Annotated in this window: 13 protein-coding genes and 3 pseudogenes; 8 read left to right on the plus strand and 8 right to left on the minus strand. The window is 43.3% G+C overall.

Annotated elements, in window-relative coordinates; translation table 11 throughout:
* Positions 1-642: 642 nt before the first annotated feature.
* The 7 genes and pseudogenes from MKQ70_RS22990 to MKQ70_RS23010 form a co-directional block, all read left to right on the plus strand.
* Entirely contained in the window at positions 643-1,074 is a 432-nt protein-coding gene (locus MKQ70_RS22990; RefSeq protein WP_248074586.1) for a TonB-dependent receptor, read from the plus strand.
* The gene (locus MKQ70_RS22995) at positions 1,035-1,973 is read left to right on the plus strand and encodes a SusC/RagA family TonB-linked outer membrane protein (RefSeq protein ID WP_248074587.1); all 939 of its coding nucleotides are present in this window, start codon (positions 1,035-1,037) and stop codon (positions 1,971-1,973) included. Before MKQ70_RS22990 ends, MKQ70_RS22995 begins: the two co-directional genes overlap by 40 nt.
* A 14-nt stretch (positions 1,974-1,987) precedes the next feature.
* The gene (locus tag MKQ70_RS43870; protein WP_248074588.1) at positions 1,988-2,539 is read left to right on the plus strand and encodes a RagB/SusD family nutrient uptake outer membrane protein; all 552 of its coding nucleotides are present in this window, start codon (positions 1,988-1,990) and stop codon (positions 2,537-2,539) included.
* Positions 2,540-2,565: 26 nt separating this feature from the next.
* Positions 2,566-2,922: a hypothetical protein gene (locus tag MKQ70_RS43875; protein WP_504909781.1), complete on the plus strand. Its 357-nt coding sequence runs from the start codon at positions 2,566-2,568 to the stop codon at positions 2,920-2,922.
* A 10-nt stretch (positions 2,923-2,932) separates the two neighbouring features.
* Positions 2,933-3,283 (plus strand): annotated as a pseudogene (locus MKQ70_RS23005) (RagB/SusD family nutrient uptake outer membrane protein); the annotation flags it as partial.
* Positions 3,284-3,330: 47 nt separating this feature from the next.
* Complete coding sequence (locus tag MKQ70_RS42575; RefSeq protein WP_372490138.1) at positions 3,331-3,417, plus strand: RagB/SusD family nutrient uptake outer membrane protein; 87 nt, start codon at positions 3,331-3,333, stop codon at positions 3,415-3,417.
* A 213-nt stretch (positions 3,418-3,630) separates the two neighbouring features.
* A pseudogene (locus tag MKQ70_RS23010) lies at positions 3,631-4,806 on the plus strand (TlpA family protein disulfide reductase); the annotation flags it as partial.
* Between the two features lie 58 nt (positions 4,807-4,864).
* Here MKQ70_RS23010 and MKQ70_RS23015 read toward each other — a convergent pair.
* The 8 genes from MKQ70_RS23015 to MKQ70_RS23050 form a co-directional block, all read right to left on the minus strand.
* Positions 4,865-5,104: a DUF6520 family protein gene (locus MKQ70_RS23015; RefSeq protein ID WP_248074590.1), complete on the minus strand. Its 240-nt coding sequence runs from the start codon at positions 5,102-5,104 to the stop codon at positions 4,865-4,867.
* 267 nt (positions 5,105-5,371) lie between these two features.
* A complete protein-coding gene (locus MKQ70_RS42580; protein ID WP_372490023.1) occupies positions 5,372-5,686 on the minus strand; it encodes a MauE/DoxX family redox-associated membrane protein in 315 nt (104 codons plus the stop codon).
* Between the two features lie 28 nt (positions 5,687-5,714).
* Positions 5,715-6,455 (minus strand): hypothetical protein, encoded by a 741-nt coding sequence (locus MKQ70_RS23025; protein ID WP_248074592.1) that lies wholly within the window; start codon positions 6,453-6,455, stop codon positions 5,715-5,717.
* A 153-nt stretch (positions 6,456-6,608) separates the two neighbouring features.
* Complete coding sequence (locus MKQ70_RS23030) at positions 6,609-7,022, minus strand: hypothetical protein (RefSeq protein ID WP_248074593.1); 414 nt, start codon at positions 7,020-7,022, stop codon at positions 6,609-6,611.
* A 90-nt stretch (positions 7,023-7,112) separates the two neighbouring features.
* Positions 7,113-7,715 carry a hypothetical protein gene (locus MKQ70_RS23035; protein ID WP_248074594.1) on the minus strand — a complete coding sequence of 201 codons (603 nt, stop codon included), beginning with the start codon at positions 7,713-7,715 and terminating at the stop codon, positions 7,113-7,115.
* Positions 7,716-7,717: 2 nt separating this feature from the next.
* Positions 7,718-8,824, minus strand: coding sequence for an NAD(P)-binding protein (locus MKQ70_RS23040; RefSeq protein ID WP_248074595.1), 1,107 nt, complete (start codon positions 8,822-8,824; stop codon positions 7,718-7,720).
* A 296-nt stretch (positions 8,825-9,120) separates the two neighbouring features.
* Positions 9,121-10,107, minus strand: a complete 987-nt coding sequence (locus tag MKQ70_RS23045; protein ID WP_248074596.1) for a helix-turn-helix domain-containing protein — start codon at positions 10,105-10,107, stop codon at positions 9,121-9,123.
* 230 nt (positions 10,108-10,337) lie between these two features.
* Positions 10,338-11,696: a 3-keto-disaccharide hydrolase gene (locus tag MKQ70_RS23050; protein WP_248074597.1), complete on the minus strand. Its 1,359-nt coding sequence runs from the start codon at positions 11,694-11,696 to the stop codon at positions 10,338-10,340.
* A 313-nt stretch (positions 11,697-12,009) separates the two neighbouring features.
* On the opposite strand from MKQ70_RS23050, the pseudogene MKQ70_RS23055 reads away from it, so the two are divergent.
* Positions 12,010-12,533: pseudogene (locus tag MKQ70_RS23055) on the plus strand (DJ-1/PfpI family protein).
* Positions 12,534-12,556 lie beyond the last annotated feature (23 nt).

Below are 12,556 nucleotides of genomic sequence, written 5' to 3' on the forward strand. Positions count from 1 at the left end.
GAATGCCAACACTCAGTTTAAAGCAGGGGGAACCTATCGTAAAGAAGGCACTGTATTCCCGGAAACTATTACAATGAAATCATATCGGGTAGCCTTCGAGTTTCAAACATTAGCTCAGACCGTCGACTAAGTAGCGATTTCTCACTAATCTATAGTAAAAACTTAAACTGCCTCCCTATTTCCGACTTCACAAATGATATTTTCATTGCGCCCAATGCCCCAAAAATATACAACGCAGACGGATCTCTCAATTTCGCTAACTCAACATTCGGCAATCCAATTGCAACAACTAGGAGTTCGTCTACAAATGTAACTTACAATGTAAATGGCAGTGCAGTCATCTCCTATCGCATAATTGACAATTTAAAAACCAGCATCAATCTAGGATACAACAAGCGCGATTTTGAAGACGAAAACATCATCCCATTCAGCTCCTTTGATCCGGCAATATCAAATCCCGAAACACGCCGAGAAAGTTCATCGGGAACAGGTATAATAAAATCTTGGATAGCAGAACCTCAATTATCATATCAATTATTTTTTAACAACCATAAAATAGATCTTCTATTCGGCGCAACATTGCAAGAGAATCTCACCAATAAAACTTATAGGTCATCAAGAGGATTCTCTAGCGACGCCAACATGAAAAACCCGGCAACGGCAACATCAACCACCTTCTCTGTAAGTGAAGTGCAATATAAATACGCCGCTATTTTTGCACGAGCCGGATACAACTTAGCTGACAAATACCTTCTGAACTTAACAGGAAGACGAGATGGAAGTAGCAGATTTGGTCCAGGTAGACAGTTTGGCATGTTCGGTGCAGTCGGTGCAGCATGGATATTTTCCAAGGAAAAATTTATCAAACACAACGCTCGCTTTCTCAGTTTCGGAAAACTCAGGGGCAGCATCGGAACTACAGGGAATGACCAAATCCAAGACTATGGGTACCTTAGCGCCTACACAACGACCGGCAATCAGTATCAAGGTATACCTGGACTGTATCCGGGAACATTAGACAATCCAAACTACGGTTGGGAAACTATAAAAAAATCGAGGCTGCTCTGGAATTAGGCTTCTGGGAAGATCGACTTTTATTCAATATTAGCTTATACAAAAACAGGACTGACAACCAACTAGTTGGATACCCTCTTAGCTCGGCAACAGGCTTCACCTCCATTCGAGCAAATCTGCCGGCCGTCATCGACAATAAGGGAATCGAGTTTGAGATTATTAGCACAAATGTCAAAACAAAAAAATTCGAGTGGACATCAAACGCAAACCTGGCAATCAACCGCAACAAGTTAGTGGCTTATCCAGATATTGAAACTTCATCATTTGCCACACGCTATGTCGTAGGCATGCCTCTAAGAATTTTATTCTTATATAAATTAACTGGAATTGACCCTCAGCAAGGAATTTATACATTCTTTGATAAAGACAAGAATGGAACGATCAGCCCAGCAGCTGACAAAATTCCATTCCTTAGACAACAAATATTTGCAGGAGGAATGAATCATTCACTTTCTTACAAAAACTTTAGCGTAGACCTGTTCGTCCAGTTTGTGAATGAGCCAGGACTTTTGATCCCATATCGTGTCTACCCGGGATCCTTTAGCGAAAACGGCTTAAACCAACCCGTTGAAGTTCTCGACAGATGGCAAAAACCCGGAGACAATTCGAAATTTCAAAAATACTCTCAACTATTAAACGTCACCCGGAACGTCGCCGCTCAATACACTGAGAGCAACGCCATTATCGCCGATGCCTCTTTCATACGGCTGAAAAACTTATCCATTTCATGGAGCACTCCTTCTCAATGGCGACAAAGGCGAATCCCCAATATAAGATTGTTTGTACAAGGACAAAACCTCTTAACTTTTACCAAGTACAGTGGATTAGATCCGGAGTCTCAGGGGAACTTCCTTCCTCCGCTACAAACAGTGAACACAGGAATCCAAATTACACTATAGCTAAAAAACTCATCATGAATAAGATAAAAACAAATCTACTTACCTTCGTGTTAATAGCATCTCTATCAAGCTGTGTCGAGTTTCTTGAGGTACCAACCCCAAGTCACCTTACTTTAAGTGAAGATGTATTTTCATCTGAACAAGCAGTAAATGCAGCTGCATTACATATGTATACCAGCATGTTAGGCTCAGCCTCTATACAGTATGTTTCCAGCTTGTATCCTGCATTATCCGCCGACGAATTCAATCACTCTTCCACCACTACGGAAGCTGTGGAGATGTACAAGAATGCGCTAACCCCTAATAACCCTGCCATACAACCAATCTGGCAAAACGCTTATAAAATAATTTATGAGGCAAACAATTTGATTGAAGGTTTGTCGACGTCGACACACATATCAGAAGCCATCAAAAAACAACTCATCGGAGAATCACTCTTCGTCAGAGCATATTGGCACTTAAATCTAACGAATTTATTCGGCGACATTCCGATTATCACAACTACTGACTATCTAATAAATAACGTTAAAAAACGAGACAGTGTCAAAAAGTTTACAATCAAATAATTGAGGATTTGACGCTAGCCAAGGATATGCTAAATGAGCTTTACGTTACTAGCAAATCAACAACGACTGGCCCCGACAGAGTGAGACCTAACAAATACGCAGCCCTAGCTTTACTGTCAAGGGTGTATCTATATTCCGGCAACTACCAATTAGCAGTGCAAACAGCGAGCGAAATAATAAACCGGAAGGACCTTTACGACACCACACAACTAGACAAAATTTTCCTAGTAAATAGCAAAGAAAGCATCTTTCAACTAATGACTCTTACGCCAAACAGCGCAGGCACGAACGCGCCAGAAGGACGTTTTTATTCTAACAACGAAGCCATCAACAGGAACACTCAACACCGCATTCTTAAGCGAAAGTCTACTAAGTGCATTTGAAAAGGGTGATATGAGAAAAGAAAAATGGATTGGAAAATACACCGATCCATCCACAAGTACGACGTACTATTACCCATTCAAATACAAAACTAGAACATCTACTAGCCCTATAGAGTACTCAACACTTCTACGGCTTGCCGAAATATACCTAATTCGAGCAGAAGCCAATACTCAGCTTGGAGATTTGGACGCGGGTACTAAGGACCTTAATTTAATAAGAAAAAGAGCTGGACTGAACGGCATTGAAACACTTTTGTCTCCAATTACAGAAAAAAACCTGACTGTTGCAATTCTTCACGAAAGGCAGGTAGAACTATTTGGTGAGCTTGGACATCGCTGGATCGATTTAAAAAGGACAAATATGATTGACGATGTGATGACAGCCGAGGCTGTTAAAAAAGGGTCGACTTGGAGAAACGATGCAAAAATTGGCCCATTCCACAAGTTGAAATTGATAAGAACAATAAACTAAGTCAAAATCCAGGTTATAATTAAAGAACAATATTTGCAACTCCATAACTCTCTTTAAATGAGAACAATACTTACAGCATCACTAATTATAATTCATTTTTTAAAAGCCAATGGTCAATCATCAAAGCAGACATTTCCAAGAGTCGGAGACCGCGTACCATCTTATACATTCACCGGTGTAAAAAACTTCGTATCGGATACCGTGAACACTCGTTCTGATAGAAAAAATGGTTAGTTCTTGACTTCTGGTCCCACCTTTGTTCGGGATGCATTAAAAGTTTTCCCAAAATGGATAGTTTAGCCCGTATTTTCTCTCAAAATGTGGATATAATTATGATAGGAGCACATGCAAGCACCTACGAAAGTTACTCTGAAACTAGACTTTTAATTGAAGATAAGGTAAAGAAAAAGAAACTATCATTCCCATATGCGCTTGACAGTTTATGCATAAAAAAATTCGCCATTCGAGGAGTACCTTACATATTAGTGATAAATCCAGAAGGAAAAATAGTGGCAAAAACAATATCGATAGACTCAACCCAACTCTCTGACTTTATTAACAAAAGAGAAGTTCGATATCGATACGCAATATCTAATGGAGAGAGAAGCAGCTATGCTGACTACAATCGAAAACGTTTAACTTTAACGACAGGAAAAATGTCAAATGGAGGCTACGATACTGCATTTTTATTCAGATCTCTGTTGTCAGAATCAACACTTGAAATGCCGGACTTTGGCATTGTGGGCTTTGACACACATACCAACTCAAGATCTTCCGAGTTGTTTGGCCTAACAGTGGACGAAATGATTAAGGTTGCATGCACCGGTCAACCAGCATGGGACATTTTAGACAGCGTAAACAGCAAAATATATCCAAAAATAATATATGACAGTACGTCTTCAGTTATAAACAAACTCTTGGCATCAAACAAACGCTACACTTACAGTCTTACACTTCCAAACGAAGAAAAAGCCATTCGGGATCGGTTAAAAATCCTCCTATCGACGATTTGCGCCACTTGGGAAATCGCTGTAAGTCTAGAACAAAAAAAAATGCCGGTTTACACAATTACGGTAATAGATGAAAAATTACTATTAAAACACAAAAGCAAAAAAAACGATTACACCGTTAAAAAAATAGGTATTTCAGATGGATTCAAATCCCACAACATCTCTATTGAAAAGCTGGTTGCATATAGCAACCTACAAAACTTGATAAGAGACAATACTATACATTCAATCCAGATTCCCATTGTAAACGATACTGAAATAAATTACAATCTGGACATTGAATTCCGCGCAGACTTGGAGGACTATGGATCAGTAAAAACGATGTTAAAAAGCATAGGCTTGGACATATCAAAATCTTTAAAGGAAATGACCTGTATTACGGTAAGAGACGCAGAAGATTAACTTAAAGATGAAAGTGGCATGCTTGGCGATTTACCAAGCATGCCAAGAATACAAAAAATTAGAATTTCAATTGCCTATAAGAACCACCACCTAAATCCTCGTAAACATTGTAAATTGTTTGGTATTTACATGTTACTCCAGTTTCAGTGCACTGTGGCGCACTAGAAGTAATCGGCAGATAACCTTGATCAGGAACATAGTAAACATAATCTATGTTGTTTACTCTTGTGGTAGCAAATGCAGCAGCGGCAGCAACAACTAATGCTCCGGCGGCAAAGAAAAATTTAATCCTTTTCATGTTTGCTTATTTAGTAGTTAAAAAAACGCCTACTCTTTCTGAGGTTTTCGGCTCCGCCTCTATCTAATTGCAAAAAAGATCCCTTTTATAATCTTACCAAAACAGTCATCAAATGCACTTAACTTCTAATACTACTTCCCCAAACGTTTTAACCTCATATTTTTGCTACCTGTCTAAATTTCAATAAATGTAACCTCAATGCTGTTATTGATATACCAAAAAAAAAAATATTAAAAATCAGATGCTGCGGCCAAGAAAGATATCTAATCATCCCCCACAAGCGCAAGGCCAATATGAGTTAAACGACATTACGTATATAACATACAGCGTGAAGAAAGACATTAAAACTACTGCACCTATCAATCCGACCCTGCGCCCCCTTTCCGAAATTATTAAAATAGCAAAAAGGATTTCTGACGCAGGTATTAAAATCGACAAAAAATATTTCCTAGGCTCCAGTATTGGCTGTCGTCCCAAATCCTCGACAAATGTTTCGTAGTAAATTATTTTATTCAACGCCACGTATATGAAGAGGAAAAAAATTAAAAAGCAACAGACTTCCAAAATATTTTTGCGTTTCATAGTATTTTCTATTTTTCATCAATAACTTTTAAAAAACCTGCTTCATTGAAATATCTTTTTCAGCATTCATCTCACAACTCACCCAAATCAGCAAATGCTGCGAAATCAGTATGGTAGCAAAAACAAGAACAATAAATACTGATACCTGATAACGCAAAACGACTGGGGCGGAAAAGATGCTAAAGAAAATATTTGCGAGTAGAAATATACAAAACAACCGTAGCCACTTACTCATCGCTCGTTCACCATCTTTCTTAAACACAACATTTCCAAGCAGGGCAATAACAAACAATGTTACTGTAACTGAATAAAATATCGATGTATATTTCACAAAATAGAAGCTTCTAGAATAGTAGCGTAGTTTGGGGCTATTGTACTCAAAAAATGATTGTACAACTTTTGGTACAGAATCAGCCCCCATATTGTACTTACTTAAGAATTCGGCTGGCGGAACATATGACAACAAAGCATTTTGTTTTAAGAAGTATCTAAAAAAATCTCCCGGATGGGACCGTATTAAATAGGACCCATAATCCGCATATACTAAACTATGATTTGCATATCTCTTAAAGTCTGGAGTAATTGTATCCATAGCAGCCGACTGTTTGAGATATCTCGGCAAAGGCCCCATCCACATATAATAAATCCCCAACATTGAATCTGGTCTACTCTTCAACTTATTCAACGAATCAAACTCCTTCCTCACCACCCTATCCAACTCCCTAAACCTCTCCGGCAAATTCTTCTCCGGAGGCAAATGCGAATACATATACAACGCATTCGCCGCCAACTGCCACCCCCAAACGCCGACAACATCCTACGCCCCGTCAACTCCTTATACTTATTAGTCGTATGCCAAACAACCCCACCAACCAAAAGCAGCGACAACGCAAACCCAGCAATACGAGTCCTCCACGAATACTTAGAAATAAAAAAACGCAACAAGAGAAACAAACGGATAATACAACGCATTATGCCTTACCACAAAACACAACACCAACAACACCGCATGCGCCCAAATCAACCGCCGATCCGCCACATACAACATCCCGACAAGGCTACTCAACCACAATAAACTCAACCCCGTAAACAACGTATCTGCCGAAACATAATTACTCATAAACAACAACAGAGGATTAAACACCGCAAACGCCATCAAGATGTATAACACCACCCGCCCCGGCTTCAAAAAATACATCAACGTAAATATGAAACAGAATATCGCCGCCTCCAGGAACAAATACTGAAACAACACCAGCGCCAGATCCGAATGCGTAAATGCACTAAACACCCGCAAAAACTTCGAATACCCCACCGGCCACGTACTAATATCCACGGTTACTGATCGCCGCCCCTATGTATGAATACGAATCCGGCATAAAGTTGGGATAGGGATACATGAACTTAAAAATCACAAACTGTGCAATCAGGAAAAACGCAGAGAGCCAAAGCAGTTTTTGTGAAGCGGCGTCTTAAAAACAAACGACGAAAACGTATCATAAACAGGCTGCGAGACAACTTCGGAAGATTTCTCCTCATGATACTCCTGCTCCGTATTAATCTCCCACAAATTCTCCTTCGACGTAATCCCAAGTATCACATTATCCACCGCCACCATCGCCGTCAGCATACTATGATCGGTGTTATTATATTTATGCATGCCGTTACGGCCCACCAAAAACAGGTTGCCAAACTGGCTCACATAATCTTTCACCACATCGAACCGGTCGTAAGTGCCGAAGTAGGCAGGATATGTTTTTTCCATCCGCTGTACTGTTATATCCAGCACATCTTCCGCACTTGCCAGTCCGATTTTTTCCAATTCCCGTATAGCTAGTTGTTTAATGGCTTCGTTGTGTTGCTGCCAGAAGTCGTCTGTTTTATTACAGAAGTATTCCAGGCCAATCCAGGTAGTGGTCGGGTCGTTCACCATGTACGGGCCCCAGTTGTTGTAAATCTGGATGCGGCCCACTTTCACGCCCTTGTCCTGGATGTAGATCCAGCTGTCTTTCAGCTTCTCCGGCGGCATGCTCATTTTTTGAGCAGCACACCCACGTTCACGAAATCGCGGTACATTAAACCGGCTGCTACTTCCTGAACATCTGCTGGTACTTTCGAGGAGTCCATGCCGGCTACCAGTTCCTGCACCGGCATAGTGGAGAAGAAGTAATCGCCCTTCCAACTGCTGGCCAGGCCGCTTTCGCTGTTAACGGTAACCACTGTTGTGATGTCGTTATCGGTGGCATAAATCTTTTGAACATCTTCATAATGGTAGATCTGTCCACCCATCTCTTTCACCTGGCGGGCTACTTCTTCCCACATTTGACCGGCTCCCATTGCGGGGTAGAGAAACTGTTCTATCAGGCTGGTTTCGGTCCCTTTCTGGCCGATTTCGCTTTTTTTAGTTTTGTTCACGATGGCTTTCACCGCGTGCTGTATCGCCTTACTGATCGATACGCCTTTAATTCTTTGGGCGCCCCACTCCGCTGAGATTTTTTCGCAGGATATGCCCCATACCTTTTCGGTATAGTCTTTAAAAAATGTCAGGTACAACTCCCGGCCAAAACGGTTGATTAAAAAGTCCTGTAAACTCGCTTCGTTTTTGATCGGGAACAAACGGGCGCGCAGGTACGAAAACATGATCTTCGTAGTACGCCATGCACCCAGTTTGGCGAGTGTGTCTATAGATAATTGTATCGGGTAGGTAAAAAATCTTCTTAAGAAGTAAATACGCGTCAGCCGTTCTATCACCAGCATCATTTTGCTTTTGTCCTCACCAGCTGCGCTGCCACCGGGTATTTCCCGGGTTTTATTTTGATAAGATATATTGATATTATCTTCTGTTTTTTCCAGCGGCATCATCTTCATCCACCATTCCATTACTCTATCGCTCTTGGAAAAAAACCGGTGCGGCCCCATATCCATGCGGTTCCCTTTGTAGTTCACCGTTTTGGAAATACCACCAATGTCGCCGGATTTCTCCAGGATCACGGGTATAATATCTGTACGTGTTAAAAGTTCATACGCGGCAGTTAATCCGGCCGGGCCGGCGCCTATGATAATCGCTGTTCTTTTATTGGGCACGCCGGTACCACCGGGCATGACGGGGCTTTCTGCAAGTGTTCCTAAACCTGGCATAATCATGGGCTTGATGGATAAACAAATAGATTCCCTGTGCGCCAAGTGGCGTCACGTGTGAGCTGGATCAACAGATGCTTTCCTTTCTTTGGATTTGGCTACTTGTGTCTTGTCTTGCTGGCTAAATTATTCGACGATACTTTTCCTGGGTATGAGTGACAAAAAGAACATGGGAGTCAGTTTATAGTTAACAACTCGTCGTGCGTTTCATAGCAATCAACAATACAAAGATGCGGCAAGTAAATCATTTCTTATGAAGACAAACGGGGCAATAGTGTGTACTTTCAGCTCAATTTTTATATCCCTAACCACATGGCCCTGAACTCACCCGGGGTTTTGCTGTACATCCGCTTAAACGCCCTGCTGAAGCCACTTCTGTCACTATAACCCAGTTCGTCGGCCACGTCATCTACCGTCAGTTTTCGCTCTTTCAGCAGGTTCCCTGCTTTCAGCATGCACTGGCGGTCTACGAAGCCGGGTAAGGTTACGCCCTGCAGTGTTTTAAACTTGCGTTTAAGGGTGCTTTCGCTCATATTATAATGCTTCGCAAACCACGCAATGGTATGTTTGCCGGCATTGGGATTATTGATGATTTCCTGGCGGATGTTTTCGATGGTATCCTGGTAAACAGAAGCGGACAACTCAGGGGCATATTTAGGAGCATTCAAAGCGGTTTTATATCGGAACAGTAAACTGCCGATGGTGTTCAGCAACAGCGCTTCCAGGTAATCGCCCGTGGTTTGCGCGTTACGGATAATTTTGAGCAGGCGGTGTACGGACTTGTCCATCGCAACGGGCATTAACCGCATACCGGTTTTGCTCTGTGTCTCGTACATGTGCATCAGCTGTAACATTTCAGGGTGCTGCCCTACCTGCTCGGCAATGAGCAGCGGGTCCAGTTCAAAGTGCAGCGACTCGTAAGTGCCCGGTTCTAACTGCAGTCTGAACACTTCTGAGGGCACATAAAACATGCTGTAATGCAACGGCTCCATCTCCACGGTATGCAAACCATGTACGTTGCCCACCAACCTGCCGATAGTACCAAATTGCAGCGCTATGGAAGATTTGGGCAGTTGCAGGTAAACAGTGTCCGGGTGCTTCATCACGAAGCGGACAATCTTTACGCTGAACTGGTCCGTTACAAATGTTTGTAATAACGCGTGGCCGGAACTGAGTTTTAAACAAGCAGCATTCATCCAGCAGCTACGCGAACTTTCAAACCAGGCCGGGATTGGCGCAATCTCCGCCGGCACGGATAAATCGGGATTACAGAACAATTTCATATGAGGGCTATTTAGACGAAATGAAATAAAATCTTTGTCTGTAGCCAGTTTGCAAGTACACCTGAGTAGATCCAATACGCTAAATTAATACGCACGACTGTTTTATCTCAGCGGAGCGTATGAATTTCAAGCTGTTACTACTCCGCAGTGGAGGGATGGGAAGGGGTAAAGAAACATCCCGAAGAATCGGGATGACTTGAAAAACAGTGAACAATGAAATAGTTAGATCACTATTTCAAACTCTTTATTTTAATGCTTTTATAACTAACGTTGTCTCCATGGTCTTGCAGCAAAATGTGTCCTTCTTTAGCCACTCCAAAGGTATCTAACCATTTGGCGTATTTGCTGCGTGCCACCAGCGCTTTATAAATATTATCGCCGCGGGTATAGCTAACCACTTTATGGCCGTTCAGCCAGTGCTCCACACGGTTGTCAGGATATACTACTACCCTGCCATGATTCCATTCGCCGATCTTTTTGTGAGAGTTAGTGAATTTATATGCCGGAATCAGGTCGTAAAGTGACCCGAGGGTTCGGTTTCCTGCTGCTCCAAGTTTGGCGTCCGGGTGTTTATCGTTGTCGAGTATCTGAAATTCAAGGCCTATCGCAGATCCGGTATTCTTCTCGCTTTCCGTCACAAAATATTTTACGCCACTGTTGGCGCCATCAGTCAATTTGAAATCAAACTCCGGGTCAAACGCACCGAACTGTTCGTCGGTCACAATATCGCCACCGTTCGTGGACTCTGCGCCGCCCGAAGATAATACATTAAGCGTTCCATCTTTAATTTCCCAGCCTTTTTCTGGAAATTTATCTTTGTAAGCCCCTCTCCATCCGCGGTTCGTGCTGCCGTCCCACAGCAGGCGGTATCCGTTCAACTTTTCTTGTGCTGAAATATTGTTAGCGATATTGTTCACCACGTAAATGGAATCGTACGGCGCATACTGGCTTGCAGCAGGTTTTTCCATAATACGTACATTTCTCCAACGGATGGTTTTACCCGCATCTTCCGCTTTACCGATAGAGTGCACCTGCAGGGCAATAAAGCCGGTAGGCAGCGAGGTATCCACCACGTGACCAGCCGGTACGCCATTAATAAAGGTGCGGATCTCCGAACCACGGCACTCGATACGGTATTTGTTCCAGTCGGCTTTCTTGTAAGCGCGCTGTGCCACAGGGTTTAGGTCCAGCGGGTACAGCCAGCCACGGCGGCCTTCTTCGTAAATGCCCCCGCTCCAGCGGCGGTCAGATGGGTCAATTTCCATCTGGTAACCGAATACGCGGCCGTTCTGGTACTCCGGCCAGCTCTGGCTGCGGAACTGGATGCCCGAGTTCAGGTCCTGGTCCAGTTTGTACTCCAGCTCCAGGATAAAATCGCCGTAGTTCTTCTCCGTCGCCAGGAAGGAATTAGGCGTTTTGTCGACCGTAGTGCCGATAATTTCATTGTTTTTAACGGTATAGGTGGCTTTGCCGCCCAGCTGTTTCCAGCCTTTCAGATCTTTGCCGTTAAACAGCTGCTGCCATTTGCCCTGGCCGGATGCGAAGCCAATGCTGAGCAACGCTGCGCCTAAAAGAATTGTCTTTTTCATACGTAACTGCCTGCGCCGTCCAAACGGGCCTTTAGTGCGGCTGCAGATAATTTTTATCATTTTAGATAACCTGGAAATTGTTGGCAGTGCCCGTGTGCCCCTTTCTCTTTTATATGTTGATACTGTTGAGTTTATTTCGCGGAATGATACGTTTCCGCAACGAATATAGGTCAATTTGCAATCGTTTGCAATACCGGTCATCACAAGTAAAGTTTCATTACCTTCAAGGATCATTTAACCCTAAATTTTATTCCCCATGGCACAAAAGAAGATACTGTTCCTGACAGGTGATTATGCCGAAGATTATGAAACAATGGTCCCTTTCCAGATGTTGCAGATGGTAGGGCACGTTGTGCATGCAGTTTGTCCCGGCAAAGCCGCCGGCGAAAAGGTGATCACCGCCATTCATGATTTTGAGGGAGAGCAGACCTACAGCGAAAAGCGCGGTCATTATTTTGTACTGAACACGAGTTTTTCAGACGTGCAGTTTTCGGAGTACGACGCCCTGGTGCTTACCGGCGGCCGCGCCCCGAATACCTCCGCCTCGATCACAAGGTGCTGGAGATGACACGGCACTTCGCCCATCATAACAAGCCCATCGCGGCCATTTGCCACGGTATCCAGATCCTCACCGCGGCCGATGTAGTGCGTGGGCGCAAGCTGACCGCTTATCCCGCGGTGGCGCCCGAGGTAACCATGGCGGGCGGGCATTATGAATCGGTGAATGTATATGAAGCGGTAACGGACGGCAACCTGGTAACGGCGCCAGCATGGCCGGCGCATCCGTTATGGATGGCAGCGTTTTTGAAGGTGCTGGGAACGGAGATTACTTTGTAATAACGGCAATGCAAAGCGCGCAC

The sequence above is a fragment of the Chitinophaga sedimenti genome, from assembly GCF_023156195.1.
Taxonomy (GTDB): domain Bacteria; phylum Bacteroidota; class Bacteroidia; order Chitinophagales; family Chitinophagaceae; genus Chitinophaga; species Chitinophaga sedimenti.